Genomic DNA, 26,825 nt, shown 5'->3' on the forward strand with positions numbered 1-26,825 from the left:
CACGAGCGGTCCTCCTCGGGCTCCTGGCGGCGGCGATTGTTAGTAAAGTTCCTTAACGATTGCCGGTGATAGTAGCCGTCCGGAGGAGCCGGGAACAGACCTCGACGGGGTCTTTTCGCCCGATTTTCGCCTGCGGTTCCGCCTAGAGCGCGTCGACGTAGTACCAGCGCCCGCCCTCGCGGACGAACCGGCTGTTCTCGTGCTGCGAGTCGTCGCGGCCCTGGTAGCGGTAGTGCGCCCGGAACTCGACGGTGCCCTCGTTCTGCAGCAGCGATCCGCCGGTCCGGCCGAGGATCTCCAGCCGTGTCCACTCCTGCGCGGGGTCGAGCCGCAGCCGCTTCGGGCGGGTGTCCGGATGCCAGGTGTCGAGCAGGTACTCGGGCTCCCCGACGGCGAACGCGCAGTAGCGGGACCGCATCAGCAACTCGGCCGTCGGAGCGTTCTGGTCGCCGCGGTGGAACCGGCCGCAGCAGTCGGCGTAGGGCTCGGGCAGCCCGCAGGGGCAGGGGTTCGTCACGCTGCTGATTCTGTCTCCAGTGCGAGAGCCTGCTGCACCCAGGCGGTGATCTGCTCGGCGTCGACGTCCTCGGCGCTGCGCAGCTTCACGTGGGCCATCTCGCGAGCGCTCGGTTCGAGACCGCCGCCCTTGATCAGTTGGCCACGCCAGAAAGCGAGCGTGATGTATGAGCTGTACGCCTTCGCGAGGCAGACCGGGTTCTTGCCTGCTTTCCAGGTAGGCGCGCCGTGGTAGAGCACGGCCGGTTCGGGCATCGCGTTGTCGAGCGCGGGCAGGAGAGCGGCGTAGACCTCGCGGAGCACTTCAGGCTGCGCGGCGACGTACTCGGCGACGGTCGTGAACTTCGGCATGGCTGGTCCTCTCGGCTTTCTGGTTGCTGCCGAGCCTGCCTGCCGATGGTTATTACTGTCAAGACTAATTTTTTTGTCGGTGGACGGCATTGCTCGGACGACCACGATCGCGATCGATGGCTCATCCGGCACCGGGCGGGCCGCGACGACCAGATCGCGCGTCGACGTGAGCCCTGTCGACCGGTGCGCACCTTCACGGGTCAGAACGCTGTCGACGATGTCCGCCGGAGGACGGGATCCCGCATGCGCAGCCGCCGTGTCATGAACTCGCCGAACCGGTACGGCCAAGCTCGCGAGTTGATCCGCACGGCTCAGCCGCGGGCTCGGCGCACCCCGGCCGCGGCGGCTTCCTGCGATCCCTTGACCGCGAGCTTGTCCGCGCGCTCGTTCTCGGGAAGTCCGGCGTGGCCTTTGACCCACAGCCACTCGACCTCGTGCTGCTGGCAGGCGGTGTCGAGGCGCTGCCAGAGGTCGGCGTTCTTGACCGGCTGCTTCGCCTGCGTCTGCCAGCCGTTTTTCTTCCAGCGCGGCATCCACTGGAGGATGCCGTTGCGGACGTACGTGCTGTCGGTGTAGATCCGCACCACGGACGCGCGGGTGAGGCTTTCCAGCGCGCGGATCGGAGCCATCAGTTCCATGCGGTTGTTGGTGGTGACGGTGTCCTCGGCTCCGTACAACTCGCGCTCGTGCTTGCCGTAGCGTAGCAGCGCGCCCCAGCCGCCCGGTCCGGGATTGCCGCTGCACGCGCCGTCGGTGTAGATCTCCACGGCCTGTTCCGTCTGCTCCGCCACGCGGCGACCCTACCGTTCCCACGTGCTGGGAGCCGGAATGCCATGCCGGGTCCGGTGTTGTCCCCTGGACACTCACGGAAGGGATCCGGACATGGCGGTGGAGTTCGCACAGGCGTGGCAGGACTGGAAAGCGGAACGGGAAAAGACGCTGGCCGATCCGTACGGCTGGCTGGCCCTGGTGTCGCTCGACTGGCTCGAGGATGCGCCCCGGACCTACCCCGGCCTGCCCGGCCGATGGTGGCAAGACGCGGAAGCCGCGTACGTCGATCCGGACGGCGGGGAGTTGCGGCATGAAGGCACCTTGCTGACTGATGTCCACCGCTTCGAGCTAGTGAACAGCGGCGCGGGCACCCGGGTCACGGCCGGTTCGGTGGAAATCGAGATCGCCCGCCGGTCGGGGTATTTGATTCGCGTGCACGACCCGAAAGCCCCTGTGCTGCAAGCCTTCCACGGGGTCCCCGCGTACGAACCCGATCCGGCTTGGGTTCTGACTGGCCGTTTCGAGCCCTTCGACGAGCCCCGGCCGACGACTGTGGGTGCGGTTGTGGAGGGACTGTCGCATGTCTACACGGCACCTGGGCGGGTTGTCTTCGAGCGGGATGGGGTTGAGTACACGCTTACTGCGTTCAATGGGAAGACTGGCGGGTACAGCATTCTTTTCACTGATGCGACTAGTGGGGTGACTACTTATGCTGCCAACCGTTCGCTGCCGGTCGCCGAGGCTGCTGCGGACGGGACGGTGACGCTGGACTTCAACCGGGCGGTGAATCTGCCGTGTGCGTTTACGGACTTCGCTACGTGCCCGTTGCCGCCGGAGGGGAATCACCTGCCGTTCGCGGTGGAGGCGGGGGAGAAGCTGCCTTACGAGCGGCAGCAGGCTATTTGATCGGCTCGGCGCTGTCCCCGGCCAGCAGCAGTTGCGGCACCTGAGCAAGTGTCCAGCCGGACCCGGCCGGGGTCAGCACCCAGACCATGTCGAACCGTTCGTCCGGCCACTTCTGCGGCGCAGCAACCCCGAAGGCAGCCGCGAGGGCGGGAATCTCCTCGTGCTGCCAACTGATCAAGGTCGGCTCGGTCAGCCGGGCGACCTCGGCCGCGAGTGCGCTCTCGCTGCCCTTGGCATAAGTGGTGAGGACGGTTTTGCCCAGCCGTTCCGCCACCGGCCCGGCCGTCTCCCTGGGCCGGGTGCCCTCGCCGCCGTTGCCGCCTGCCGCGTAGACAGCGGTCGGGCGAGCGAGGCCTTCCCTCTGTGAACCTGTCGCTGGCGCGAACAACTCGACGAGCGCACCGGCCCGGGTCCAGCCGCGAACAGTCAGGGAGTGGGAATCGGGACTGCCGTCCACGTCAATCCCTTGCGGCCCGGTCGAACCGGACGGCTTCTCGGCGTGCCGGATGATCATCACGCGCGCCCCGCCGGGCTGAGCAGGCGGCATGGCGGCGGCTTTGGCTTGCTTTGACGCGCAGCCGGTGATGAGCAGTGCTGCGCTGCCCGCTGCGCCGCCGAGCAAGGTCCGCCGTGACCACAGTTGCGCTGTCATGCCGCTCCCCGAGTGCTGTGAAAGTTGACCTTCGCTGCGTACTCGGGGGAGGTGGCTTGGGCAACGCGCCACGCGCGGGTGCGGCCGAATTCCGTTGGCGGGCTTGGGATTTCCGGATCGTCCTGGTCGACAGGGGACAAAACGAGCGCCTCCCGGTCACCCCCGCAGTTCGCGGTCCGCTGGCGGAAGCCAGTCGCGATCGGGCAACGGGAGGCGTCCGCTGCGCACGTCCAGGTCGGCCCGGGCGTGCACGTAGAACTCGTCCCGCTTGGCTCCGATGGCGTGATAGAGCCCGATGAAGTCGTCGTGGCTCATAGTTTTGCCCCGGGCGACCCAGCTGAGCTTCCAGACGGTCTCGTGCCAGCGGCGTCCGGCGTCGACTGCGGCCGGGGAACCGAGAAGCAGCACGGTTTCCCATTTGGTCGCGCGCTCGTTCTCGGCGTCGGCGAGGGCGGCCAAACCCTCCTCGAGGTCCACGGGCAGCGCGCCCGCCGGGTAGCCGCGGGTCGCGGCGATCCGATAGGACTATTGCGCGCACGATTTCAGCGCGGTGGCGTACTCGGCGTAGGCGCTGAGCCGCTTGTCATCCCATCGCGTCGAGTACTGGCGGCGCCACTTGCTCCGTTCGACCAGCGTCGTCGCGGTGAACGAGGCCGCGGCGCCCAGGAGCACCGCGGCCAGCGTCAGGAGTTGCTGAACAGCGGGGTTCACCAGCCGCGTTCGCGCCACTCGGCCAGATGCGGACGCTGCTCACCCAACGTCGAATCGTCCCCATGCCCCGGGTAGAACCACGTGTCGTCCGGCAGTTCGCCGAAGATCCGCGTCTCCACGTCGTCCAGCAGCGACTTGAAGTCCTCCGGCGAGCCGGTCTTCCCGACCCCGCCCGGGAACAGTGTATCGCACTAGCGGTGAACATGTCGTAGCTTGTAAGGCATGGGGGAACGAGTAGCGATCTACGCACGGATTTCGGAGGACACGCTCGGCCTGGAACAGGGCGTCGAGCGGCAGCTGCGTGACGCTCGTGAGCTGGTGGAGAAGCGCGGATGGTCGGTCGCGGAGGAGTTCGCCGACAACGACATCTCGGCACTGCACGGCGCGTACCGGCCGAAGTACGAAGCCCTGCTGGAGGCAGCCGAGAAGGGCTCGGTCGAACGCATTGTCGCCTACCAGCTCTCGCGCCTGTGGCGGAACCGCCGCGAACGCGCCGAGGCCATCGAGCTGCTGTCGAAGAGGCGCGTGTCGATCACGCTGATTCGAGGGAACGACATCGACTTGACTACGCCCATGGGCAGATCGTTCGCCGCACAACTCGGCGAGGCCGACACGCTGGAGTCCGAACTTAAGAGCGAGCGCGTGGCCTCGGCCGCACTGGAACGGGCGCAGGCCGGCCAGACGTCAGGGCACGTGCTCTACGGCTGGAAGCGGATCAACGAGTACGGCCGCAGCGGCAGGCGGCTCAGCTTCCACGACGAACTACACCCCGAGCATGCACCGATCGTTCGCGAGATCGTCGAGCGTGTGCTCGCGAAAGAGAGCTTGTGCAAGATCGGCGCGGATCTGGACGCACGAGGGATCCAGCCGCCGCGGGTGGCCGCCGGACGTGACGTGGCGCCGGGTCGACCAGATACCTGGAGCACTTCGTCGGTCAGGTCGGTCGCGATGAGGTGGGCGAACTGCGGCAAACGCGTGCACCACCGCGGGCGTGAGGACGAGCAGATCCTCCCCGCCGCGTGGCCGCCGATCGTGACCGACGCTCAGCAGACCGAACTTCGGATGCTGCTGAGCGACCCGTCTCGGGCTACCAGCAGGACGGGTGCCCGCCAGCACTACCTGACGTTCGCTCCTGAGATCGCGCGATGCGGTAAGTGCAAAGGCAAGCTCCGCGTCGTCAACAAGCGCGGCCATCAGACCTACGTCTGCCAGGACCGGGGCTGCACTGGCCGGCGCAAGGTCTGGGTTGATGACCTGGTCGAACGAGTTGTGGTCAAGCGGCTGGCCGAGCCGGACGCACGCGACTTGTTCCGCCGCGACGACTCGGAAGCCTGGCAGGCACGGGAAGAGATGCGCGTGATCGACGCAAAACTCCTGGAGCTCACCGACGACTACGAGTCAGACTTGATCACCCGAGAGCAGTTTCTCCGGCTCACGGCGCGTCATCGTGCTCGTCTGGTCGAGCTTGAGAAGAAGGCCGCGAAGGTCGTCGTTGGCCTGCCTGCGGGTTTGATCGCCGAGATGGTCGGGCCGCATGCTCAGGAGCGTTGGCAGACTCTCGAACCGGGGCAACGACTTGCTCTGCTGACCGCCATGGGTTTCGATCTGGAGCTGGTCCATGGCGCACGTGGCGGGCCGGGGTTCAAGCCGGAATCCGTCAAGATTTTCTTCCGACGCGACAGCGGGCCAGTCGATGACTGAGGGTAGTTGGACGGTTGTCGTTCACATCTCGACGTGTGATCAAAGATGTTCTAACGTGGCCTTATGCGCACTCGGGGGAGCGGCGGCAATGTCACGCAAAGTGATTTGATCGTTCCGGCTGCTCGAGGTCACTGCTACTCAGCCCTCGAAATCCGTCGATCGATGCGCGCGGTCCAGGTAGCTCGCGAGCAGGTGCCGGCCGACGAACAGCGCGCGCTTGAGGACGAACTGCCGCACGGTCTGCTCGGCGGGTTCGAGGCGTTCGTCAGGCGTGAGTCGGCCGCTGTTGGCTGCTTGACTGCCAGCCACCCAAAACGGCGGAGGATGCTAGCGGCTGCGGAGACCCTGCCGTACACGCTCTTCGAGGATCTGCTTGGGCAGTCGCCAAAGGGCGTGCTCGCGGCTCGATGGCAGGACTTCATGGGCGGGCAATGGCTCTGGGGCGGACCTGCTGATCAGCAGACCATCGCGGACGAAGTCAAAGACGTTCTCCAGGTCATGCGGTTCCTTGCCGTGCTGTTGCTTGCGGCGCAGCTGAAGCGCCCAGCCATGTCGTTGTTGATGCTGCTCAGGCTCCTTAGCCTGGAAGTCGTCAACCAGGCCCGTGCAGTCGAGCGGGTCGGCATCGTTCACCTGACACGAGCAACGAGACCGCCAGGCCGTCTGGTGCTGGCGACACCATGCGTGGCCCGTGCACCGGGGCGCGGCGTGTCCCTCGTCGCTAATCGCAGCGAGGGTCGCGTCGGGCTCGGCACGCCGTGGGGGAGCGTCTTACTCACTTAGCCCGCCGCGACCTTCCTGTACGGGAAGGCCACACCGTGGCAGACAAGAACCAACCACCTGCTTATGTTCCGATCTCGGAGGCGGCTGCGCGTCTGTCCGTTTCCGAGGTGACGATTCGTCGAGTCATCAAGTCGGGGCAGCTCCCGCACGTCCGATTTGGACGTGTGGTCAGAGTGTCCATAGCCGACCTCGACGAGTTCGCCGCTGCCCATCGCACCTGCGGCGACGGACGCGTGCGATGAGCCGCACGACACCGCGCCCGACTCGATCAAGAGGCGCTGAGCTTGCTCGCCGGTTGGACAAGTACGCAGACGAGATCGTGCGCAACGCGCCGCCGTTCAGCGAACGGCAGAGGACTCGTATAGCCGAGATTCTCTGTGGTGAAGATGTCCGGCCTTCGAACCGTCCCGCATCGAAGAGCGAGGCGGCATGACCGGCAAGTTGCCAAGCAAGGGCAGCGTCGACGACAACGCAGCTGTGGGCCGCCGCGCGCGTATCACCTGGGCGTCGGAGATCGAACCTGTGCCAGTCGTTTGGGCATGGGAGCTGGACGGATTCGGGCGTGTTCCAGCTGGATCGTTGTCCATCGCGGCGGGCAGGGAAGGCACCGGGAAGTCATCGTTCGGGTTGTGGGTCGCAGCCAAGATCACGCATGGCGAGTTGCCCGGCAGCTACCGCGGGCACAGTCGGACGGTGCTGTATGTGGCAGTCGAGGACTCGTGGAAACACGCGATTGTGCCGCGGCTGATCGCGGTCGGCGCGGACCTGGCCAAGGTTGCAAGATTCGACGTTGTTACCGGTTTGGACACGGAAGCCACACTGTCTTTGCCTTTCGACAACGACATCCTGGAGCAGACGATCGTCAACCACGACGTTGCCCTGGTGGTGATCGATCCTCTGATGTCCGTGATCGCTGAGCGGATCGACACCCATCGCGAACGTGAGGTACGACGAGCGCTAGATCCACTCGCCCAGCTCGCGGATCGGACTGGCGCGGTCATCCTTGGCATCGCTCACTTCGGCAAGGGACGCATCGGCGACGCGGCTTCACTGATCACCGGCTCAGGCGCGTTCAAGAACGTGCCGCGCTCGATCTTCGGCTTCGCTCGTGATGAGGCCGCTGTGCCAGCTGTCCGAGTCATGACTCAGGTGAAGAACAGCCTCGGTCGTGACGATCTGCCGTCGTTGTCTTATGGGATTGAGGAAGTCGAGATTCAGGCTGACGCGGGTCTAATTCGCACTACCAGGCTCGTGTTCAACGGCGAGTCGGAGCGTTCAATCCACGACATCTTGCGTGACTCTCGAGCCGGTGACACCGCATCCCCGAGCAGGCGGGAAGACGCTGCTGATTGGCTTGTGGCCCGTCTGACCGAACTGGGTGGATCGGCTCCCGCGTCGGAGATATACGACCTCGCCGACGTCGATGGCATCTCGAAAGCGACGCTCAAGCGCGCTCGATCACAAGCCAACGTGACCGCCAAACGCGGCGGTGGCAAGGGCGGCAGCTCAGAGTGGAGCCTTGCCCCGTCGGCAGCTCATTTAGCTCATTCGGATCAAGGCAGGACACTTGAGCCGAATGAGCCGAATGCTGATCAGGACGCTGGAGATACTGTCCTGACAGAGGCGTCAGCTGGCGCTGAACCGTGCTCGAAGTGCGGTCATTCGGTCGAGCGGTGGGTGCTTGAGGGGCACGGCAACCTCTGCATTCTGTGCCACCAAGACAGCCGGACGGCGAGCGAACAGCCATCGCCGGAGCCGGGCAGCAAGTTAGAGAACCGGGCACCTGATCGGTGCCCCACCCGCCGAGCAGCCTTCGGCCGCTCGGCGGGTGGATCGCCTCCCCAAGCCGCCACCGACGCGTCCGAAGGGAATGCGTCATGACCGAACAGCAGGGGAGACGACGTCGGCAGCGGCGGGTGGAAGGCGGTTCACCTTGTCGTATCAACATCAGGACTACCCCGGAGACGTACACGCGCTTGGTCGTCGGTGCAGCGACCGCCGGACTGTCCATACCGCGGTACCTGATCGAGTCGACGCTCCGTGGCGCTAGTGACGGATGGAGCCTTCGTGAGCAACGTTGGTGGGTCGAGCGCCTGGACGTCGTGGAGACGCGGCTCATCAGGATTGGCACCAACCTGAACCAGATGGCCGCGGCAGCCAACGCAGAAGGACACCTGCCTGCTGCGCTCGACGGCGCGTTGGCGTACTTGACGTCGACGCTGGAACAGCATCGGGAAGTTCTCAGCCGCATTGACTCAGCGGACCGCTCGCGCCGTCCGCCAGACCAGTGATCGCCAAAGCCCCGCAGGGAGGCAAGCGAGGAGCGGACACGGGTGGGCTCCTTCGTTACCTCTTCGGGCCGGGCAAGGCCAACGAACACACCAATCCGCACTTGATCGCCGCGTGGGATCCGGAGTGGTTGGCGGGCGGAGCGTTCGCCGAGCAGATCGGGGAACGCGGCTGGATAACGACGCTGGCTCGTGACATCGATGCCGCGATGACCGGCCACGACGTCCAGCTGGAGGCAGGGCACGTCTATCACGTCGCGCTCTCGTTGCCAGCTGCCGACGGGGCGCTCGACGACAGCACGTGGAAGACGTTGGTTGACGACGCTGTCGAGCAGATGGGATTCGGACCGAAACCAGACGGGTCTGGTGGTTGTCGATGGGTCGCTGTTCACCACGGCAAGTCGGCAGATGGCAACGACCATGTGCACTTGCTCGTCAACCTGGTCCGCGGCGACGGCACGGTCGCCGGAACTTACCGAGACTGGCCGCGATGGCGGGAGTGGTGCCTGGCGGTCGAGGAGCGACTCGACCTGACTCGCACAGCTCCCGCCGGCGCCGGTCGTAAGGGGACGTCTCGCGCCGAGCTTGAACGTGCCAAGACCGCAGGTACGACAACTGAGCGAGAACAGCTGGCCGAAATCGTGGCTAACACTGCTGTCACTGCTTTGAACGAGATGGACTTTCTTGCCCGGTTGCGCCTCCGCGACGTTCAGGTCAAGCCGCATGTCTCCGGTGGCAAGGTGGTCGGTTACGCCGTTGCGCTGGCTGCCTCCGCGGGAGGCGACAAGCCATCGTGGTTTGCCGGGTCCACGTTGCGCCGAGATCTGAGCCTGCCGCGGCTGAGATCCAGGTGGGAGGACCTGGGAGAGAAGTGGGACGTTTACGCGATCGAGTGGTGGAGCGGCAATAGGCGTGCCGAGCTCGTCGAGCAGCATCGATCGCGGCTCGCGTGGAAGTCGGTGACCAGGCACCTCCAGCAGGCCGAGGCTGTTCTCCAGAACGAACCAGCTGCAGACCCCGTCCGTTGGCATCAAACCGTGGGAGAGCTGGCGGACTTGATCGTCGTGCTCACTCGCTTCGACTCTGCGGATGGAAATCTGCGAGAAGTTGGCGACCAGCTGACGCGCGCAGCTCAGCTCGAGCGCGGGCAGGGCCATCCTGGGCCACGACTGCGGGAGGTAGCGGTTCCTCTTCTGGTTGCCGCCACACAGGCGGCCATCGCTTGCAAAGACCCAGCTCCGTTGGTGCTCGCCGGGGTGCTCTTGCTTGTGCTGGGGATCGTTCGAATCTTGCAAGCCGTCACTGAGCAGCATGGGCAACGGCTCCGCTCTGCTGCTCGCCAGCAGATCAATGTGGCAGCCAAAAACCTTGGTCGCCACCCGTCCTTGGCCGCAAGGATCGTCGGATTCGAGGACTACGCCACTTCGCAACGTCAGGAGCCAACCGACCGCCCTGATACTGGGGTCCAGGTCGGCGATCTCCACATGAGCCGGCCTGCTAGTGACCAAGGGGCATCGGCTGCGCAACGGCCAGGAATGCGCAGGCAGGTCGTGCCGCCTCTCCGCAAGTACGGGCGAGGGCGATGAACGGTCGAAGGAAAGCTGGCTGCTAACTTGATCAGGTAGCCGCTTACGCACCGGAAACATGCGATCTCTGTCCGCAACCTCTGCTAAGTCGATGCTGCGGCTGACAGTTTCGATACCTGAAACTGTCGGTCCTCTGTGTTCCACTAGGTGACGCGGAAACTGATCCGCATCTAGTTGAGGTGAGTGCCGTGTCTGAAGTGAACAGGCGAATCGTGCAGCGTCGAGAAGACGGTAAGACAGAGGTTCGTAAGCCGGGCGCGTCTCGTGCCAGCGCCATCGTCGACAACCAGAGTCAAGGTATCGAGCGGGCTCGTGAGATTCTTGCCAATGACGGTGGGGGTGAACTCCAGGTTCGCGGTTTGAAGGGGACCATTCGCAGGCAAGACACGATTGCGCCAGCCAATGATCCTCGGGAGAGCAAGGGCTGACGTCTAGCACTTGTTATGCAGGTCGCCGATCCGTCGACGTTGGTTAGCGGGATCCGCAACGAACAACGTCTGGTGACGAACTGACATGAGAACCGGCTCTGGGCGCCCACGGTTCTGTCCGGTCTAGCCGGAGAGGCGCAGCGCTGCCTCAGCTGCGAGTTCCACGACCAGATGTCGGAGTTCTGTTGCGTGCCACCATTCCCGTGAATCCCATACCGCGCCGCTGATGTCGTCCCCCGCGTACAGGTATTGCCCGAATCTGATCTGGCGAAAGGCAGCCACGGCGATCAGTGCCGCAGCCTCCATCTCGACTGTTTCGCAGCCTTCTTCTTGTCGCCGGTTTCGTCGAGAAATGGTTTCCCGAAAGTACGCGTCGGTGGTCCATGTCTTGCACTTTTGGTACTTCAGATCGCGCTTTGTGACGACATCGGCAAGCAGGCTGGCTACCTCTTGATCGGCGGCGACCGATCGACTCGGCGGAAGATAGTGATAAGATGTTCCTTCGTCGCGGACGGCCTCGGAGACAATAAATATCGATTCCCCCATGTCTGTATTTGGTTGCACGGCACCTGCTCCTCCGCATGCGATGATATTCCGGCAACCGGAGGCGATTACGCGCTCCATTGTGTACGCAGCCAATGGAGCGCCGGTACCGGGGTAGAATAAGGCCAACCGCTGTCCGCTGTACTTTATTTCCCACAGTGGAATCCGGCTGGGAAGTTCCAGTAGCGGGCGCGCTGAGTCGACACCCTCCGTCATGGTGGCAATGATCTCGGGGAAGAAGCATGCTACGGCAGCCGTAGGGGCATTGACCATTGGCTTTATCTTATCCGGTTCCACCACTGCTGTTGATTCGTTGTCGAATTCTAGCAACGGGATATTTTGCACGGTTACCCTTCGGTCGACTCTGGAGAGGGTGGACTGCTACCAATCGGTCGGGAGAAGTAGTAGGCGGTGGCTGCAGCAGCTGGTGGTGTGAGACTGGCTAACGTCGCCTGCCACACTAGTAGTCGTTCGCTGTCGACTCCTATGAGGATGAGGATAAACAGGCCGGCGAGTCCTAAGCAGAACAAAGCCAGGGAGCCCGCTACAATCCACGCCCGGATGCGATTTGCGTTCCAGCGGGGCCTGCTTGCGGGTGCGCTGCGGCAGGGCGCTTCATCGCTTGTGCCATCCACTGTTCGCCCCTCTCTGCCTGCGAAGCGCTGCGCTTGAGCGTTACGCGGAAAGAGCATAAGGGGCGCAGTAGCTAATGGCAAGCGCGCCGAAAGGTCCGCATTTAGGGTCAGAACGACGCAAAATAACTATGTCAGTGTGACCTAAATTAATCTGTCCGACTGACATTAATTCATCACCTGAGGTCGGCTGGGTAATTGTCAAGCTGACGTCAACCGTGGGTCTCCACGGCGCTGCGCTCCTTCGCTAGACTCGCCCGATGGATGACTGGCGGCCACCCGATGTCATGATCACGGTTGATCTGGTCGCGCTCACTATCCGCGACGACGTGCTCCATGTGCTGCTGGTGGAGCGCGGAGTGGAGCCCTTTCGGGGGCGGCTTGCGCTCCCAGGTGGGTTCGTCCAAAAGGACGAGGCTCTGCAAGATGCGGCCGTGCGCGAACTGGAAGAAGAGACCCACATTCCCGTGAACCTGCTCCATCTGGAGCAGTTGGGCACGTACGGCAACCCTGGTCGTGACCCGAGAGGTCGTGTGATCACGGTTGTATATCTGGCTGTCGCACCAGACCTTCCAGCTCCGGTTGGCGACACCGATGCTGCGGCCGCGCGCTGGGTTCCGTTGAGCGTCGGTATGCCGCTGGCCTTCGACCATGAGCGAATCCTTCAGGATGGAGTCGAACGGGCGCGTGCTAAATTGGAGTATACGACCATCGCTGCCGCTTTCTGTGCAGAAAGGTTCACCATGGGGGACCTTCGGCGGGTCTACGAAATCGTCTGGGGAGTCCGGCTAGACCCGCGCAATTTTCAACGTAAGGTGCTGAATACCGAGTCTTTTGTGGTTTCGGTGAACGAAGTGCGGCGCCAGGATTCGGGTCGTCCTGCTCAGCTCTATATGCGCGGACGTGCGAGATTGTTGTATCCTTCGATTTTAAGGTCGCAGTAGTTCGGGGACGTCGGAACCGTATGACACTTCACTCTTGTTATTGATCGCAGTGTCCGGCATTTCTGCTAATTTCAGGGTAGTGTGATGTGTCCTGCAGTAAGGGATCGAGTGGCGACTCTGCAATCTGGGGCTCTGCAATCGCATTGGATTTGACTTCTGCTGTTGCCTCCCTGGCGGTCAATCGGTAACGTATTTGTGGCATCTTGGCGTAATGAATCACTGCTATTCCCGACTTTGGTAGGAGTTGTGCCGTGCTGTGGAATTCAGTCCACAGCACGGCACCGTGGCTGGTCAGCCGAGATCGTGGGATCGCAAGCGGAATGGCACTGGTCGTCCTGCTTGTCGGCGATAAGTGCGGGGTCGCTGGGGTCACCCTGAGTTACGGATGCTAGCGGAGCGCCATCCGGAGGGGTTGACGTCTGCGCGTGTGCCCCGGAGGATGGACGAGCATTTTTCTCGAACTTCGAGCAAAGGAACCCTATGCGCGCCAAGTTTCTAGGCAAAGATCCAGAGTCCACCGAAGGTGCGTCACCTACCTTGTTCGCCACTGACCGCACAGACCGGGTGACCTACGTTGCCCAGGGATGGAGGGTGACCGACCCGCAGGTGCTCGCCGACGTCGGCCCCGTGCCGGACCATGAGACCCTGATTGAGATCCCTGAGGAAGTACTGAAGTTCTACGCGCGCCGCTACCAGCAGGAGAACGGAGCAGGCAACTGACCTTCATCGAGCCGGGTCCGGAGTTCGGCAACCTCTTCCGCACCTTCGAGCACACGGCCTACCGGCTAGAACTCCGCGATCAGTACAACATCCCTCACGAGGAAGAACCGCTCGCTAAGTTCCTGGCCGGCGAGCCGGACGCCTCGTATCACGAAGGATGGCTGCACATGATCCGCGAGGCGACGGCGGAAGGACGGCGCTTTTCTCGGGTCCGGGTGGTCAGCTTCCCGCTTACCGACTACACGCGCTTCGCCATGTGGGTTGCGGGCTACACCCGTGAAGCAGGCGATGACATCCGCTACATCACCCGCGAACAGGCCGTAGGGCTGCCGGACTACGACTACTGGTTGTTCGACTCCAGCCGCCTGTACAAGATGCACTTTGACGACGAAGACCACTTCCTTGGCGCAGAAGCCGTAGAAGATCCCGCGGTCGTCGTCCAGCACAACCACTGGCGGGATGCGGCTCAGCATCACGCCACCACACGAGAAGAGTTCGTCGCCAAGCATGAACAACGGGACCACAGGCGTTGATGAGGCGCGTAACGCGCTAGGCAAACGACTCCGCGAGCTACGGGTAGCTGCCAAGCTATCCGGTAAAGGGCTCGCGGAGTCTTTGTCATGGCCAGGTTCTAAAGTCTCCAAGATTGAGACCGGCAAGCAGACGCCGACCGATGACGATATTAGAGACTGGGCACGGGCAACTAACGCAGAAGACCAAGCCGCCAGTCTTCTTGCTGCCCTGCATAACCTTGAGCTCCAACATGCCGAGTGGCAACGGGTGCTCAAGGCAGGCATGAAGTCCCACCAGATCAGCCTGTCTCAGTTGGACGAGCGGACCAAGCTCTACCGCGGATTCGAGAACACGGTAGTTCACGGGCTCATGCAGACGCCCGAATACGCCCGCGCCCGCTTCGCGCAGGTTGTCATGGTGCACAAGGTTCCCAACGACATCAACGAGGCTGTGAAGGCTCGTATGCAGCGCCAGGAGATGCTTTACCGGCCAGACCGGCGCTTCCACTTCGTCATCACCGAAGCAGCACTCCGCTACCGCCTGGTTGACCGTGACATCATGCTTGGTCAACTCGACCGCCTGATGGCTCTTACCTCGATGCGTAACATCCTGCTTGGCATTATCGACTTCAAGACCAAGTACGTGACCGATCCCCGGCATGGCTTCTGGATCTACGACGATCAGCTTGTGCAGTTTGAGTCCTACTCCGCAGAGATCAACCTGCGTCAGCCAAGTGAGATCGAGTTCTACGCCACCATCTTTGATCACCTAGCGGCTGTGGCCAAGTACGGTCCCGACGCTCGTGCGGTCCTGACTCGCGTCATACAGCAGCTGGCCGCCGAGGACGACGATCTTGGCTCCTGATTTCTCGGTTCGATAGCGGTCAAAGTTTTTCGAGCAAAACCGAGCAAATTTCTGGCCATCGCGTAATGGCGCGCTTACTCTCCTGGCACACCCCCACTGACCAGGGAGAAGCGTCATGCTGACACCCGTACCGTTGCTGGATGCTGCCCAGATTGCTCGCCTGCCCGAGCGCGCTCGTGAGGTAGTGGAGTACCGCAAGAGCGGCTTGAGCCTGAACCACATCCAGGGCTGTTCGCTGGGCTGCGCCTACTGCATCCGGCACACCTACGGCTTGTGGGACGAGAACCAGCCGGTGGCGCTCATGTCCGACGTCGAGGCGGTTGAGGTGCTGGTGAATCACCGCTACTTCCAGCCGCACGTCACGCCGATCCAGGTGTTCAACCGGGCAACCGAGCCGTTCCTTCCGAAGGTCCGGCCGCACACCTTCGCGGTGCTGGAAGAACTGGACGAGCGCGAACTCACCAACCACGTGCTGGTCATCACGCGGCACCAGCTCAAGCCGTACGACATTGACCGACTGAACCAGCTGCGCCACGTGAAGGTGACACTGCTCTTTACGTACTCGGGCATCGACAGCCAGGACATTGAGCCCTATCCGTCTGACGTCGCCGCGGATTCCTTGAAGCTCATGAGCGCGCCGCCGTACCGGAAGTACCGCACCATCCTCTACTGGCGGCCGCTCGTCCCCGGCTTGAACGACACCGACCAGCATCTCGCCGCGGCGCACGAGTTGAGCACGCACGCCGACGCCACGGTGTTCACCGGTTTGTTCTACCGGGAACAGATTGCCGACTACTACAAGGCAAACGGCATTCCCGAGCCGTACGAGGACACCGCCCGTCGGAAGATCGTTCCGGAGACGTTGGAACAGCGAGTTCTCGATACCTTCTCGAACTCGTCGGCCTTGTTCCGCAAGACCTCCTGTGCCGTGTCGTACGCGCATGGCCTGCCGGACTACAACGGCCACTACGGCATCCGAGAGCTGTGCAACATCTGCCCGCTCTCACAGCTGGAGCTGTGCGCAGGCGCTCACCGCATCCCAACAGATGAGGACATACACCAAGTGGCCCGCGTGTTGCCCGAAGCGGACGCGCTTCAGGTCGTAGACATCAGCGAACGGGCGGCCGTCGTGTCCGGGCTGGCGGTCGAGCAACCGCGGTACTTCCTTCAGCATGCGCTCGGCTTCCAGGTGCACGACGTCCGTCACCCGCACCACGCGAACCGGCACGGTCGCGCGGACATCGGATGGAAGGACGCTGCTGCCAAATGACTGAGTGGAAGAGTCTCAAGTACGTCGTCGTCGACCTTGAGGGCAACGGGCACCAGCCGCCCGACGTGGTGGAGCTGGCCGCAGTGCCGATCGTGGACGGCGTTATCGGAGAGCCGGATGAGTGGCTGGTTCGACCCGATCAGCCGATTACGCCAATGGCCCGGCGGATCCACGGCATCAGCAACCACGACGTCGAGCACAATGACACCTTCGCTGACGTCAAGACACACGTCCTCCGCGCGCTGGAAGCCGACGTCCTCATTGCACACAACGCTCACGTTGATGTTGGCGTGCTTGCGCGCAAGCTGGATGACTGGGAGTGCCCCGAGGTGTTCGACACGCTCAAGCTGGCGCGTCGTCTCCAGCCTGGACTGCCGACGTACAAGCTCAGCTCGCTGGTCGAGGAGTTCGAGCTTGGCAACAACCTTGGTCATCTCGACCAACCGCACCGGGCTACCTACGACGCCATCGTGACAGCAAGGCTGTTCGTTCATATCGCAGGCCGGCGGACGCTCGAAGAACTGCGGAACCAACCTTCAGGAGGTGGCAGCGATGACGAGCCACCTCTCTTCTAGCCGCGAACGCGGCTTGTTCGTCAGTGTCGACGGGCCAGGCGGTGCCGGGAAGACCACGATCGTCCGGCACCTAGCCCAGATGCTCCTTGCCGAAGGACACCAAGTGCACGTGACGGCCGAGCCGTCGACTGGTTCCATCGGCAAGCTGGCTGTCGACTTGACGCCGACCGTTACTGGTCACGCGCTCGCCTGCTTGTACACCGCTGACAGGTATCACCACGTCGAGACGGAGGTGAAGCCCCTTCTGAAGACCGGTCACCTCGTAATCTCTGACCGATACGTCGCCTCGGGGCTCGTCGTCCAACGCTTCGATGGCGTCGACCCGGTGTTTTTGTGGCAGCTTAACGAGGAAGTTGAGCGCCCCGATCTCGCTGTGATTCTTGAAGCCGACCCCACCGTGATTGCTGAACGGCTTGAAGCACGTGGACCACACAACCGCTTCCAGCACACGCCAGGCAGCAGTCACGCGGAGTTCCAGTACTACCAGCACGCGACAGAGGTTCTGGAAGAAGCAGGCTTCAACGTGCTCACTGTGGACTGTTCCAGTCGTCCGCCCGAGAAGTCCGCTGCGATCATCGCTGACGAGCTGACGCCACTGCTTGCGCCGAGTGAGGTGGTGACCCCATGAGCGAGTCGATCAGCGACGAAGAGGCGGTCCGTCGATACCCGGAGCTTCAGTCACTCGTCACGGCAAGGGAAGCCGGTTGGGTATTCCGCGTGATGGTGGAAGGCGACGAACCTGTTGGCATTGCAGGAAGTTACAGCCGCGAGCAGTAGACAGACGCGCTCTTTATCTTCGACCGCACCAACGTAGCCGCTGCCCGGGTTCTGGGTGATTCCCACGGTGGCGGGTGCGTGTGGACGAAGGAAGGGTCCGACCTGCAAGAAGTCGTGTACGAGCTGCTGAATCTGCCGGAACCGGGCATGGCCGGCGCTCCGCACTTGGTCAAGCGCTCTAACCTCCTCTGGACGCCACGGTGAGCCCGGCATGGCAAGTCATCACGTTCCTAATCGCTCCGATGGTGCTGGTCTACGTGGCTCTCGTGGGGTGGAGCTGCAACCGGGATAGGTGGCGACGATGACCGCGCTCGCCCACGAGCAAGACGCACCCGCTAAAGCCGAGGTGCCCCGGATGCGTGAGCAACCTCGGTTCACAGCCGCGATCGATCTGGTGGCGCTCCCTACTGCGGTCTCCGTAGTGCGCATGTTCGTCTCCGGCACGTTGCGCCGTTGGAATGCGATGTTCATTGAGCCGGACATGGAAGATGTCGCCGCGGAACTGGTTAAGCTCTCCGTTCAAGCGACCGGGCCGCGTGCAGAGACCAGCTGGCAGAACCTCGAAGAGGTCGCCGCGATCAAGGTATGCCTCGTCGGCTGGCGGCGACATATCGTTCTTGAGGTCACCGACCAGCGTCGAGAAGAGCTGGTGCTTCCCGACGGCTCATCACGTCCTTCGACCAGTGGCCTTGGGCTCGTCGACGCCCGCGCTGGCCGCTGGGGTTCATGCCGGACACCGTGGGGTCGGGTGAACTGGGCCGAACTCGCTGTGTACCAGCGTACGAAGGCAGGGCTGCCCAAGCGCGACGTGAAGCCGTCACCTCATCCGCGCGATTCACACGCCCCGCCAGCATCGAACGAATACCCCGTACTTCTCCAGCGAGTCGTAGACGGCTTGGAAAAGTTGTAAGTCTCCCCGCTTCTGAGCGTGGCTCTTCGTTGGACTGCGGCCCCTCCCAGCCCGGGCGTGGAGGTTGGGAGGGGCACTCATACTTCCGGCGATCCGCCGGAGGAACAAGGAAACTCCACCTAAGAGAGAGTGATCTTGAAGAAGACTGTGTTCGCTGCGTCCGCTTTAGCCATCACAGCAACCCTCTCGTCCACCACTACAGCAGGCGCAAACGTGCAACCACACATCGTCGGCGGCACGGGAGCATCCGGCGACACGTCGTGGATGGTGTCGCTCCAGTACGACGCCCCGAAGTACGGCCGCTTCGACTACCACACCTGCGGCGGCTCCTTGATCTTCCGTAACTGGATCATCACGAACGCGCATTGCGTGACGGATGAGCCGCACGCGAAGGCCACGCCGAAGAAGCTGACCTTCAACGGGGTTGCCGACCAGCCGATTCCTACAGCTGACAAGCACTTCAAGGTTCGCGTCGGCTCGAAGAACCGGACGACTGGCGGCGAGACGGCCAGTGTCGTGCAGGTGGTCGTTCATCCCAACTGGCACTGGGGCATGACCGCGCCGACTGACGACATCGCCATGCTCAAGCTTGATCACCGGGTTCAGCAGCAATCCATCCAGCTGGCAGGCCGGGACGCCCAACCCGGCGAGCGCGTCACGCTGTATGGCTGGGGATCTGACGACCCCGCCGGCGTGCCGGAAGACCTACCGGTCACGCTCCAGCAGCTCGACACCCGAGTGCTCCCCTCCTACCGGTGCGCTGACGCCGGACAGACCGACGGCGAAATCTGCACCAACAACCCGCATGGCACGGACGGCCCAGGTGCGGGCGACTCGGGCGGCCCTGCGGTGCGGTTCGAGAACGGAGTGGCTCAGCTTGTCGGTTCATGTAGCCGCGGAGCGTCCCAGCTCCCTGGCGAAGCACCGACCGTCTACACCAGCAGCCCGGACTTCCGTTCGTGGGTCTATAGCACGGCGCGTGGCGTGAAGACGCCATAACCGTACTTGCCAACGCATCCCTCAGTCAGGTTTGTTCGGTGGCTGAGGGATGCGTTGTTTCTGGCACACGTAACAGGCCGGTAGGTCTCGGCGACTTCCAAGCACGTCGATGAGCTGAGAGGTGCCATGGGGGCTGGCCGAAGATCACCGCCATCTTTGCGTGGATGATCGTCTTGATAGCGCCTGTCACGATCGGTGCGTACCTAGGCAAAGCCTTACCTGGATGGTGTGCTCCGATCTATGCGATGGTCGTGATGTGGTTGGTCCTTGCTTTTCTGGTAGGTCGTGGTATCGCTGGGTGTTCGGTGCTGTGGCGTTCGTTCTGTCTTGGCTCGCCTGGTGCATAAGCCGCGCCGGACCCTTTGCGCTGATTCGTCGCCGTCCACCGTGCTAAGCGAGCTTGGTGCTGGGCTGCAACCGAGTGTCGCTGAGCCTGACGATCTCGGCTGACGTCCATACTTAGCTTGTCGGGCAAACACATGAAAGGCGTCGGTTGCGTTGTGACGAACTGCATGAACGGTCTGGTGATTCTTTCCCATCTGCAGCAAGCGCCGAGTACGACCCCGTCAAGCCAGCCGTCGGTCGAGTTGCAGAATTTGTCATCCATTGGCACGTTCGTTGCTGCGGCGGTAAACGTTTTTCTTGTTGTCTTTGCATTATTTCAACTGCGGCTACTGCGCCGTCAAGTCAATCTCGCACATGATCAAACTAAGGCTGCGGCGGAAGCGGTAGAAGCAGCTCGGGATTCTACTGATGTGAGCCGCTTGGCTGTCATCGAGTCGGTGCGGGTTCGTGTTGATGAACGAGCGCCAAGAGTTGTGGCTTTGATGGAAGCACCGCAGTGGCCCCCATTGGTTGATCGGACTCGTCGTGGAATGCTAAATGCGGACGAGATTAGGCTTTGGCATCACCGGTCTGTGGCGCAGAGTTCCGAGGCTTCTTCCGCTGAGCCTTTCGTCTTTCCTCGCGACCAGGACTGGTTCATGTGGTTTCGTGTTCGAGGTGTACTTGTAAACGAAGGTGCCGGAACCGCGCGCGTCAGTCTCGGCGGAGAGGCGCACCTTATCGAGGGGGAATCTCCCTTGGTGCCGGGAGTCGGGGTGATCCCCGTCCCGCCGTCAGTTGGGACGCCGGATCGGAACGAATACTCGCTCCGGCCAGGTGAAAGTGCTTTGTTTGAGTGGGCTTATGGCCACTCGCTCAAGGAGTGGGTTGATGCGTGCGAGAATCCGAACCCGCCCAATCCCTCTGGGGCAGGGTTTTTGGTCGTCACCGTGTTCGACTACTTTGAGCATGGGGTAATGGATCACATCTTCATCGAAGCGGGTCACCGGCCGGTTATTCCGGTCCCTAGTGTGCACGGTCAATGGATGGTGCCGCACGAACCGGCGGAATTCGCTCAAGGCATGACTGTCTACCCGACTCATCGAACATACCGATCGGAGCCTCGCGGGGAGGTGCTTCCACCCTGGCAAGAGACCTATCGGGAGTGGTATGCGAAGGATGCATAGCTAACTCTTAGACCTGGTCTCAAAACTTAAGGGTGTGTCACTGCGTAACCTGCCGGTCCTGGTCGTCGATCGTGGGCAGTCGTGGCGAAGACGACGCAGCAGCGACGGGTCGAAGACCGGCTCTGAGAGCTGATCGAACCCCTGATCCCGTCCCGACCAGCGGCGCGCGGTCCGGGTGGGCGGCCCCGGATCGATGACCGTGCCGCGCTAGAGGGGATCTTGTTCGTGCTCGACACCGGCTGCCGCTGGCGAGACCTACCTGCGCAGCTCGGATGCGGTTCCGGGCACACCGCGTGGCGGCGGTTACGTGAGTGGCAGGACGCCGGCGTGTGGGACCGGCTGCACCAGCTCGTGCTCGACGAGCTGTCCAACATCGACGAGCTCGACTGGACCAGAGGCTGCATCGACGCGGTGTCGGTGCGGTCGAAAAGGGGGCGAGCTGACCGGCCGCAGCCCCACTGACCGGGGGTAAAGCTGGCTCCAAGTACCACGTTCTGTGCGACGCGAACGGGCTACCGCTGCACATCATGTTGTCGGCGGCAAACACCCACGACAGCATGCTGTTCGAGCCGCTGCTGGACACGAACCCGACCGTGCGCGGCCACCACGGCCGGGCGGGCCGGCCACGATGCCGACCGGACAAGCTGCACGCCGACAAGGGCTACGACTACCGCCGCTGCCGCCGCTACCTGACCCGCCGCGGTATCAAGGTCCGTATCGCCCGGCGCGGGATTGAGGGCAAGTCCCGCCTCGGCCGGGTCCGCTGGGTTGTCGAACGCACCATCTCCTGGCTGCTGCGGTTCAAACGCCTCGGGCTGCGCTACGACCGGACCGAACGCACCACGCTGGCGCTACTCACGCTGGCCTGCACCGTGATCAACGTCCGCTGGCTCATAAAGATCGAGCTCTGCGAACAGGTCTAACGCATCCATTCACTCGTTTGGGATACATCGGTAGCTCTGTGTCGTTGGGTGGGGTGACTGGTGAGTTTCTGAGCGCGGAGCAGGTCCTCGGGTCGGCACGGGGCCCCCGTCACCGCGAGGGAGATCGATCTCCTGGAGGAGGCTGCAGCCGCGTTGCTGACGGCATCATCGGCGGGGATGAACGAGCACTCTCGTCGGGAAGTGATCAGCCATCGGTGGGGCCGCCTCTTCAGAGGCGTTCGATGCGGTCGGCCTGCGGGCCCCGGTCGCTCTGACGCACCGCGTACCGGACCCGGTCACCCTTCTGCAGCGGCTCCGACCCCATGATCACGGACGCGTGGGCGAAGAGATCGTCGCCGCCTGCGTCCGGGGTGATGAAGCCGAAGCCGCGGTCGTCGTCGTAGCGCGCGACGACGCCCTCGCCGCCTCGTACGGGCGCGTCCCGCGCCGCCGGCCCTGCGGCCGCGGCAGGTGCCGACCGCTGCGGCGCCGTCTGGGGCTCAGCACCCCGGACCAGCTGCACGTCGCGGGCCTGCGGGCCCTTGTCTCCACTAGCCACCTCGTAGGCGACGCGGTCGCCCTCCGCGAGCCACGTCAGTCCCTCGGCCAGGGCCCGGGCGTGAACGAAGACGTCCCCGGCGCCGGAGTCGGGGTTGATGAAGCCGAAGCCCTTGTCCTCGTCGTACCAGGCCACCGTGCCGTCGGCACCGTCCGCGATACCAGCCGCAGCGGGTGAGCCGGCCCCTGCTCCCAGCGGGATCACGTGCCCGGCCTGCGGGCCGCGCTCGCCTTCGACGATCAGGAAGGCCACCCGCTGCCCCTCGGTGACCACGCCGCCGGTCACGATGGCGGAGCTGTGCACGAAGATGTCGGCGCCGCCGCCGTCCGGCGACGCGAAGCCGTACCCCTTGCCCGGCTCGTACCAGTTGACGGTGCCGAGCAGGCCCACGGCGCTGCCGGTGGCCGCATCGGCGGTGACGCGAACGCGCAGCGCCTGGGGCCCGCGGTCGTTCTCGCCGACCTCGAACACGACGGCTTGACCCTCGCGGAGCACTTTCGCGCTGCCGTCCCCGACGATCTCGGAGGCGTGCACGAACACGTCCGGCGAGCCGTCCTCGGGCGCGAGGAAGCCGAAACCCCGTTCGGCGTCGAACCAGCGGACGGTCCCTTGCGGCATCAAAGTCTCCAGGTCGAGAGGGCGGGCACTGGCCCCCATTCTCTCTGACAGACCTCCGGTCCGTCGGGCCGGGCCCACAGGCGGGCGGTGCGGAGCCAGGGGCGGGCCGTTGGTTCACCTAGCGACGCGCCGAGTTTTGAGACCAGGTCTTAACGAAGAACACCCCGCGCGGGCAGCGGACACGGAGGTGTTCTTCGCTATCTTTGAGGGGTTGAGTCGTCCAGGATTGCTGGTCGGGCGCGGGCGGACTCGTTTGGCAGCGAGAGGGCACGCTCGTCGAGGTAGTTGACGGCCTTTGGAGCCATCACATCCGGAGGAACCGGGAGCGTCCAGGTTGGTTCGAGGGCTCGCGCCGAGCGGTTTGTGGGTGCCGCGAGCTAGCGGCCGTAACCGCTAGCTCTAGCGGGTTGTGCTAGCAAGTCTCGTCGCGCTGACCTGCGGGTTAGTGGTCTAGCAGGTGTTCGTGCCCCGTCCGTGGAGTTGGGACACGAACATCCGCTCAACGATTGACCCTGGCCGCTAGCGCTTCGAATATCGCAGCTCGAAGGTACCCGCGCTTGTTCGCGCTCTTGCCGTCCTCGTTGGTCGCCCAGACCTGTGAGGGCGCCACGCCGTATGGCTTCAGAGCTACCGCGAGCTGAGAAGGGGACCAGCCGTCGTATGCGCTTGGGTTGCGCTCCGCGAGCCTGGTCAACAGCGTGTCTGACCATGCCTTGTCCTCGCCGGGACCGAAGACTGAGGCCAGGTCATCGAGCACGCGAACCGGCGCGTTGGTTACAGGCACCTCTCCGGAAGCCATACCGGTCAAGGTCTTCTCGGCTTCGCGAAGTGCCCTGCCTCGGGCGCAAACCGCGTCGAGCGCTTCGCCACCGAGCAGGTGAGTTCGGACGGTTTGGCCTCCGCGCTCAGCCAGATCGCCGTCGTCCGCACCGAGCAGGATGCCGACGCCCTTGTGCCGTGAGAGGAACTTCGAGGCGTCCATGCCCGCTGCGTACGTGCCCGCACCCAAGATCGTCTCGGATGCCTGCCAAGTCATCACCCGCATGGCGAAGCGAGTGCCGAGCTGGCCGCGGAGCGAGTCCGGGATGACCTTGCTGTCCGGCTTCTGGGTGGCGAGCACGAGCATGATTCCGGCGGCCGGGCCGACTTTCGCCAGGTCGGTCAACAGGGCCAGGATCTCGTCGCCATGCTCCGGGTGTTCGAGGTACCGCTGGACTTCGTCCATCGCCAGCATGGTCAAGGGCATGTTCAGCCGTCGATTGCGTGCCAACGCCGGCGTCAGCTTCGCGTCCGGGCAGACGTCGGTCGGCAAAGCCGCCATCCGCTCGAATCGAGCGTTCATGTCGGCCACCAACTCGCGCAGGCTGGAGACCAAGAGTCCGACCACTTCGTCTCGGACCCCGGATCCGTACACGTGCGCAATCCGCTCGAACGGCCTCCATGCGGCATCTCCCTTGCCGTTGAAGATGTACAGCCGGACGTGTGGGTCCAGCGCGGCAGCCGCTGCGGGAATCCGCGCCGAGAACGTCTTGCCCATCCGTGGAATCGCGCCGACGAGCAAAGACGACCAGATCAGAGGCAAGGTCACCAGCCTGTCGCGTGCATCCACTCCGAACGGGATGGGCTGCCAGAAGTCGAATCGCTCGGCCTTCTCTAGCGGCGAGACGACCGGCTTCTGGGCGAAGACATCGATGTCGGACACCCACAGCCGTACCCGGCGTGCGCTCACGACATCCGGGTCCAGGAAGACCGTCACGGCGTTGACGTTCAAGCCCGACGCCAGCGCTTCCCGCTTGCTGGCTGCCTGGATGAACGTCTTGCCGAACGGCAGATCGACGATCGCCAGCCAGCCGCGGCCGTCCCGTTGAATCGGCTGCGCGAAGCTGATCTGGTTAGTCTCCTTCGCCAGCCCGGCGGCAGCGAAGGCGCGCATCACCACATCTGGCGTCAGCCTGGTGGTTTCCTGGCTGAGGACGGCTGCCGTGGCGATTGGGTTGTCCGCCCGGCGGCCGAGGAGCCCGAGCCCGAGGACGGCGGTTGGCGCGATCAGAAGCCAGCCTGTCCGCCACAGCGTGTCCATGACCGCCAGGCCGCCGCCACCCGCCATCGCACCGACAGCGGACAGCAGGAGCCGGAGACGCACTCGCTCATGTCGTTGGCCGCACAAGCGCAGGTATGTGTCGGCGTCGAGCGCCTGCAAACTCGCGGTGCGCAGTGGACGGCTTTCCGCATCGAATGCCCACCGGCCCCAGTTCGTCAGCGCCCGAGCGGCTCCACGCGGTGAAGCCGTTGCGAGGCGCAGAACGTATACCGGTGCTCGGAGTGAGTGGAAACGGATCCGGTGCCAGGCGAACTGGACCGCCCAGGTCGCCGCGTTGATGCGCTGTTCTCGGTTCGACAGCCAGGTAGGGACGACAGGACGGGCCTCTGCCAACCGCTGCCGCTTGGCCGCCAGGTATTCGTCATCCGTTAGCAGTTCGGCGTCCACGACCGGTCCGGTGCCCTGAATCAACTCGCTGGTCATCGGCGATCACCAGCGCTCGCGTCTCGTTTCACCAGTGTCGCCAGGCCGGTCGCCAACCCGATCACGAGGAGCGGCACGCAGGCCACGATCGTGGTCACCGGCCACGGCGCGCTGATGACCTTGGCCGCCACCATGATGTGGCTGGCGACCTGAGCACCACCACCCACCGCCAGGCTGGCGATGAACGACCGCCGTGCGAAGTGCCGAGTGTGCTCGGTCAGCCTGTCCGATGCGAGAAGAACCCGGAGCGCGTACGCCGAGTAGAACTCGACGGACAGGGGGAGGACCAAGGCGGTGTTGAAGGTGAAGCCGCTGCCAAGGCCGGGCAAGAGGTTGATCGGCCCGAAGCCGGTCAGTTCGCCGAGCCGCACCCAGCCTCCCCAGATCGCGACGGCCGCGGCCAGGCCGATGAAGGCCAAAGGCCACGGCCTCGGCAGTCGTCCAGGAGGCAGCGAGCTGTCTGGCTCAGGTCCTTCGACGTCTGCGGCTGGTTCATCAGGCGTCGATTCGGCCTGAGTCAGCGCTGCCAGAGCTTTCCGGACTTGGTAGTCGGTCGCGCCGGTCAGCTTGACCAAGGTCGGGCGGCCGGGTGCGGGCTTTCCGGCGAGCCGGGCATCGGTGACGGCTTGGCTGACCTTGTCGAGAATTTCGGTGTTCATCGGCGACCACCTGCCGGATGGCAGCGGGGGCACGGAGTGGACTGCGTGCGGTCGGCGTCGAGCCAGATGACGCGAGCCGAGACCGGATCGGCCGGGCGGCCGTCGCACTGACCGCAAACAGGCGAAGCGCCGGAACGGTTCTCTGGACGGTTAAGGGAAGGTTCGGGTGCAAGCTCTGCACCCCGTCGGGTCGCCGTTTGCACCCCGCCGCGTCGAGTCTGCACCCCGTGGGCCTGACCGGGGCGCACTGTCTGCACCTCGTTCGGGATAGCGAGATCCCAGCCCTTCGGCCGTCGATCGGCTCGCTTGACGTAGGCCGCGACGATGTCGGGATCGGATGGGCGGATGAGGTTCAACTCTTCGAGCGACCGCAGCGCGTACTGCACCGATCGCTCGGACAGCCGGGCGTAGCCGCTCAAAGTGCTGACCGACGGGAACGCGTTGCACCCGTCAGGCCCGGCGTGGTTGGCCAGCCCGACCAGGACGATCGCCAGGGACGAAGCGTCTCTGCGGTCGCGGGGAATGGGTGCTGTGTTCAGCGCCCAGGCGATGGCTTCGATGCTCAGAGCGCACCGCCACAGGTGCACGGGG

At 63.9% G+C, this 26,825-nt stretch carries 30 protein-coding genes and 2 pseudogenes; 20 read left to right on the plus strand and 12 right to left on the minus strand.

The window, feature by feature from the left end:
- Window positions 1–142: 142 nt before the first annotated feature.
- The 3 genes from DMP23_RS12735 to rnhA form a co-directional block, all read right to left on the minus strand.
- The gene (locus tag DMP23_RS12735; protein WP_037818138.1) at window positions 143–517 is read right to left on the minus strand and encodes a YchJ family protein; all 375 of its coding nucleotides are present in this window, start codon (window positions 515–517) and stop codon (window positions 143–145) included.
- Window positions 514–867 carry a DUF1801 domain-containing protein gene (locus DMP23_RS12740; RefSeq protein ID WP_337821146.1) on the minus strand — a complete coding sequence of 118 codons (354 nt, stop codon included), beginning with the start codon at window positions 865–867 and terminating at the stop codon, window positions 514–516. Before DMP23_RS12740 ends, DMP23_RS12735 begins: the two co-directional genes overlap by 4 nt.
- A 311-nt stretch (window positions 868–1,178) precedes the next feature.
- Entirely contained in the window at window positions 1,179–1,658 is a 480-nt protein-coding gene (rnhA, locus tag DMP23_RS12745; protein ID WP_037818141.1) for a ribonuclease HI, read from the minus strand.
- Window positions 1,659–1,749: 91 nt separating this feature from the next.
- Between rnhA and DMP23_RS12750 the strand changes: the two genes are divergently transcribed.
- On the plus strand, window positions 1,750–2,544 hold the full coding sequence (locus tag DMP23_RS12750; RefSeq protein WP_337821147.1) for a DUF1684 domain-containing protein: 795 nt from the start codon (window positions 1,750–1,752) through the stop codon (window positions 2,542–2,544).
- On the opposite strand, the gene DMP23_RS12755 is transcribed toward DMP23_RS12750, so the two are convergent.
- The 4 genes and pseudogenes from DMP23_RS12755 to DMP23_RS12770 form a co-directional block, all read right to left on the minus strand.
- On the minus strand, window positions 2,537–3,196 hold the full coding sequence (locus DMP23_RS12755; protein ID WP_337821148.1) for a hypothetical protein: 660 nt from the start codon (window positions 3,194–3,196) through the stop codon (window positions 2,537–2,539). The genes DMP23_RS12750 and DMP23_RS12755 overlap by 8 nt on opposite strands.
- A 156-nt stretch (window positions 3,197–3,352) precedes the next feature.
- Window positions 3,353–3,673, minus strand: coding sequence for a hypothetical protein (locus DMP23_RS12760; protein ID WP_337821149.1), 321 nt, complete (start codon window positions 3,671–3,673; stop codon window positions 3,353–3,355).
- Between the two features lie 48 nt (window positions 3,674–3,721).
- Window positions 3,722–3,907, minus strand: a complete 186-nt coding sequence (locus DMP23_RS12765; protein ID WP_337821150.1) for a hypothetical protein — start codon at window positions 3,905–3,907, stop codon at window positions 3,722–3,724.
- Window positions 3,904–4,095: pseudogene (locus DMP23_RS12770) on the minus strand (MBL fold metallo-hydrolase); the annotation flags it as partial. The gene DMP23_RS12765 and the pseudogene DMP23_RS12770, both read right to left, overlap by 4 nt.
- 34 nt (window positions 4,096–4,129) lie before the next feature.
- Here DMP23_RS12770 and DMP23_RS12775 point away from each other — a divergent pair.
- The 7 genes from DMP23_RS12775 to DMP23_RS12800 all read left to right on the plus strand — a co-directional run bounded on the left by DMP23_RS12775 (window position 4,130) and on the right by DMP23_RS12800 (window position 10,693).
- Entirely contained in the window at window positions 4,130–5,608 is a 1,479-nt protein-coding gene (locus DMP23_RS12775; RefSeq protein WP_337821151.1) for a recombinase family protein, read from the plus strand.
- A 63-nt stretch (window positions 5,609–5,671) separates the two neighbouring features.
- On the plus strand, window positions 5,672–6,391 hold the full coding sequence (locus tag DMP23_RS12780) for a hypothetical protein (RefSeq protein WP_337821152.1): 720 nt from the start codon (window positions 5,672–5,674) through the stop codon (window positions 6,389–6,391).
- 35 nt (window positions 6,392–6,426) lie between these two features.
- Entirely contained in the window at window positions 6,427–6,633 is a 207-nt protein-coding gene (locus tag DMP23_RS48040; RefSeq protein WP_354744876.1) for a helix-turn-helix domain-containing protein, read from the plus strand.
- A gap of 187 nt (window positions 6,634–6,820) precedes the next feature.
- Window positions 6,821–8,272, plus strand: a complete 1,452-nt coding sequence (locus DMP23_RS12785) for an AAA family ATPase (RefSeq protein ID WP_337821153.1) — start codon at window positions 6,821–6,823, stop codon at window positions 8,270–8,272.
- Window positions 8,269–8,682, plus strand: coding sequence for a plasmid mobilization protein (locus tag DMP23_RS12790; protein WP_337821154.1), 414 nt, complete (start codon window positions 8,269–8,271; stop codon window positions 8,680–8,682). Before DMP23_RS12785 ends, DMP23_RS12790 begins: the two co-directional genes overlap by 4 nt.
- Window positions 8,679–10,265 (plus strand): relaxase/mobilization nuclease domain-containing protein, encoded by a 1,587-nt coding sequence (locus DMP23_RS12795; protein ID WP_337821155.1) that lies wholly within the window; start codon window positions 8,679–8,681, stop codon window positions 10,263–10,265. The genes DMP23_RS12790 and DMP23_RS12795 overlap by 4 nt, the downstream gene beginning before the upstream one ends.
- A 188-nt stretch (window positions 10,266–10,453) precedes the next feature.
- Window positions 10,454–10,693: a DUF2188 domain-containing protein gene (locus tag DMP23_RS12800; protein ID WP_337821156.1), complete on the plus strand. Its 240-nt coding sequence runs from the start codon at window positions 10,454–10,456 to the stop codon at window positions 10,691–10,693.
- Between the two features lie 123 nt (window positions 10,694–10,816).
- Here the strand turns inward: DMP23_RS12800 and DMP23_RS12805 are convergent, their stop codons facing one another.
- Entirely contained in the window at window positions 10,817–11,566 is a 750-nt protein-coding gene (locus tag DMP23_RS12805; RefSeq protein ID WP_337821157.1) for a nucleoside phosphorylase, read from the minus strand.
- 562 nt (window positions 11,567–12,128) lie between these two features.
- On the opposite strand from DMP23_RS12805, the gene DMP23_RS12810 reads away from it, so the two are divergent.
- The 12 genes and pseudogenes from DMP23_RS12810 (at window position 12,129) to DMP23_RS12865 (ending at window position 21,874) form a co-directional block, all read left to right on the plus strand.
- Window positions 12,129–12,812, plus strand: a complete 684-nt coding sequence (locus DMP23_RS12810) for an NUDIX hydrolase (RefSeq protein WP_337821158.1) — start codon at window positions 12,129–12,131, stop codon at window positions 12,810–12,812.
- A gap of 591 nt (window positions 12,813–13,403) precedes the next feature.
- Window positions 13,404–13,532 carry a hypothetical protein gene (locus DMP23_RS12815; RefSeq protein WP_337821159.1) on the plus strand — a complete coding sequence of 43 codons (129 nt, stop codon included), beginning with the start codon at window positions 13,404–13,406 and terminating at the stop codon, window positions 13,530–13,532.
- Between the two features lie 5 nt (window positions 13,533–13,537).
- A complete protein-coding gene (locus tag DMP23_RS12820; protein ID WP_337824391.1) occupies window positions 13,538–14,065 on the plus strand; it encodes a DUF6879 family protein in 528 nt (175 codons plus the stop codon).
- Window positions 14,040–14,909, plus strand: a complete 870-nt coding sequence (locus tag DMP23_RS12825; protein WP_337821160.1) for a helix-turn-helix domain-containing protein — start codon at window positions 14,040–14,042, stop codon at window positions 14,907–14,909. The genes DMP23_RS12820 and DMP23_RS12825 overlap by 26 nt, the downstream gene beginning before the upstream one ends.
- 115 nt (window positions 14,910–15,024) lie before the next feature.
- On the plus strand, window positions 15,025–16,179 hold the full coding sequence (locus tag DMP23_RS12830; protein ID WP_337821161.1) for a radical SAM protein: 1,155 nt from the start codon (window positions 15,025–15,027) through the stop codon (window positions 16,177–16,179).
- Window positions 16,176–16,754, plus strand: coding sequence for a 3'-5' exonuclease (locus tag DMP23_RS12835; RefSeq protein ID WP_337821162.1), 579 nt, complete (start codon window positions 16,176–16,178; stop codon window positions 16,752–16,754). Before DMP23_RS12830 ends, DMP23_RS12835 begins: the two co-directional genes overlap by 4 nt.
- Window positions 16,732–17,382: a dTMP kinase gene (gene tmk, locus DMP23_RS12840; protein WP_337821163.1), complete on the plus strand. Its 651-nt coding sequence runs from the start codon at window positions 16,732–16,734 to the stop codon at window positions 17,380–17,382. Before DMP23_RS12835 ends, tmk begins: the two co-directional genes overlap by 23 nt.
- Window positions 17,379–17,531, plus strand: coding sequence for a hypothetical protein (locus DMP23_RS12845; RefSeq protein ID WP_337821164.1), 153 nt, complete (start codon window positions 17,379–17,381; stop codon window positions 17,529–17,531). The genes tmk and DMP23_RS12845 overlap by 4 nt, the downstream gene beginning before the upstream one ends.
- A 301-nt stretch (window positions 17,532–17,832) precedes the next feature.
- Window positions 17,833–18,441, plus strand: a complete 609-nt coding sequence (locus tag DMP23_RS12850) for a hypothetical protein (RefSeq protein ID WP_337821165.1) — start codon at window positions 17,833–17,835, stop codon at window positions 18,439–18,441.
- A gap of 135 nt (window positions 18,442–18,576) precedes the next feature.
- On the plus strand, window positions 18,577–19,440 hold the full coding sequence (locus DMP23_RS12855) for a S1 family peptidase (RefSeq protein WP_337821166.1): 864 nt from the start codon (window positions 18,577–18,579) through the stop codon (window positions 19,438–19,440).
- 512 nt (window positions 19,441–19,952) lie between these two features.
- Complete coding sequence (locus DMP23_RS12860; protein ID WP_337821167.1) at window positions 19,953–20,951, plus strand: hypothetical protein; 999 nt, start codon at window positions 19,953–19,955, stop codon at window positions 20,949–20,951.
- Window positions 20,952–21,080: 129 nt separating this feature from the next.
- A pseudogene (locus tag DMP23_RS12865) lies at window positions 21,081–21,874 on the plus strand (IS5 family transposase).
- Window positions 21,875–22,103: 229 nt separating this feature from the next.
- Here DMP23_RS12865 and DMP23_RS12870 read toward each other — a convergent pair.
- The 4 genes from DMP23_RS12870 to DMP23_RS12890 form a co-directional block, all read right to left on the minus strand.
- Window positions 22,104–23,051 (minus strand): cold-shock protein, encoded by a 948-nt coding sequence (locus tag DMP23_RS12870; RefSeq protein ID WP_443111263.1) that lies wholly within the window; start codon window positions 23,049–23,051, stop codon window positions 22,104–22,106.
- Between the two features lie 499 nt (window positions 23,052–23,550).
- Entirely contained in the window at window positions 23,551–25,575 is a 2,025-nt protein-coding gene (locus DMP23_RS12880; protein WP_337821168.1) for a cell division protein FtsK, read from the minus strand.
- On the minus strand, window positions 25,572–26,234 hold the full coding sequence (locus DMP23_RS12885; RefSeq protein ID WP_337821169.1) for a hypothetical protein: 663 nt from the start codon (window positions 26,232–26,234) through the stop codon (window positions 25,572–25,574). Before DMP23_RS12885 ends, DMP23_RS12880 begins: the two co-directional genes overlap by 4 nt.
- The gene (locus tag DMP23_RS12890; RefSeq protein ID WP_337821170.1) at window positions 26,231–26,821 is read right to left on the minus strand and encodes a helix-turn-helix domain-containing protein; all 591 of its coding nucleotides are present in this window, start codon (window positions 26,819–26,821) and stop codon (window positions 26,231–26,233) included. The genes DMP23_RS12885 and DMP23_RS12890 overlap by 4 nt, the downstream gene beginning before the upstream one ends.
- Window positions 26,822–26,825 lie beyond the last annotated feature (4 nt).

Origin of the sequence: Amycolatopsis sp. A1MSW2902 (assembly GCF_017312175.1) — a bacterium.
Taxonomy (GTDB): Bacteria; Actinomycetota; Actinomycetes; order Mycobacteriales; family Pseudonocardiaceae; genus Amycolatopsis; species Amycolatopsis nivea.

Bases quoted from the DNA above. Each gene is read 5' to 3' on its own strand.
- tmk (WP_337821163.1), top strand. From the start codon at position 16,732: ATGACGAGCCACCTCTCTTCTAGCCGCGAACGCGGCTTGTTCGTCAGT.
- DMP23_RS12780 (WP_337821152.1), top strand. From the start codon at position 5,672: ATGCGCACTCGGGGGAGCGGCGGCAATGTCACGCAAAGTGATTTGATC.
- DMP23_RS12885 (WP_337821169.1), bottom strand. From the start codon at position 26,234: ATGAACACCGAAATTCTCGACAAGGTCAGCCAAGCCGTCACCGATGCC.
- DMP23_RS12880 (WP_337821168.1), bottom strand. From the start codon at position 25,575: ATGACCAGCGAGTTGATTCAGGGCACCGGACCGGTCGTGGACGCCGAA.
- DMP23_RS12755 (WP_337821148.1), bottom strand. From the start codon at position 3,196: ATGACAGCGCAACTGTGGTCACGGCGGACCTTGCTCGGCGGCGCAGCG.
- DMP23_RS12830 (WP_337821161.1), top strand. From the start codon at position 15,025: ATGCTGACACCCGTACCGTTGCTGGATGCTGCCCAGATTGCTCGCCTG.
- DMP23_RS12740 (WP_337821146.1), bottom strand. From the start codon at position 867: ATGCCGAAGTTCACGACCGTCGCCGAGTACGTCGCCGCGCAGCCTGAA.
- DMP23_RS12750 (WP_337821147.1), top strand. From the start codon at position 1,750: ATGGCGGTGGAGTTCGCACAGGCGTGGCAGGACTGGAAAGCGGAACGG.
- DMP23_RS12810 (WP_337821158.1), top strand. From the start codon at position 12,129: ATGGATGACTGGCGGCCACCCGATGTCATGATCACGGTTGATCTGGTC.
- DMP23_RS12775 (WP_337821151.1), top strand. From the start codon at position 4,130: ATGGGGGAACGAGTAGCGATCTACGCACGGATTTCGGAGGACACGCTC.
- DMP23_RS12845 (WP_337821164.1), top strand. From the start codon at position 17,379: ATGAGCGAGTCGATCAGCGACGAAGAGGCGGTCCGTCGATACCCGGAG.
- DMP23_RS12825 (WP_337821160.1), top strand. From the start codon at position 14,040: ATGAACAACGGGACCACAGGCGTTGATGAGGCGCGTAACGCGCTAGGC.
- DMP23_RS12790 (WP_337821154.1), top strand. From the start codon at position 8,269: ATGACCGAACAGCAGGGGAGACGACGTCGGCAGCGGCGGGTGGAAGGC.
- DMP23_RS12835 (WP_337821162.1), top strand. From the start codon at position 16,176: ATGACTGAGTGGAAGAGTCTCAAGTACGTCGTCGTCGACCTTGAGGGC.
- DMP23_RS12785 (WP_337821153.1), top strand. From the start codon at position 6,821: ATGACCGGCAAGTTGCCAAGCAAGGGCAGCGTCGACGACAACGCAGCT.
- DMP23_RS12850 (WP_337821165.1), top strand. From the start codon at position 17,833: ATGACCGCGCTCGCCCACGAGCAAGACGCACCCGCTAAAGCCGAGGTG.
- DMP23_RS12870 (WP_443111263.1), bottom strand. From the start codon at position 23,051: ATGCCGCAAGGGACCGTCCGCTGGTTCGACGCCGAACGGGGTTTCGGC.
- DMP23_RS12860 (WP_337821167.1), top strand. From the start codon at position 19,953: ATGAACGGTCTGGTGATTCTTTCCCATCTGCAGCAAGCGCCGAGTACG.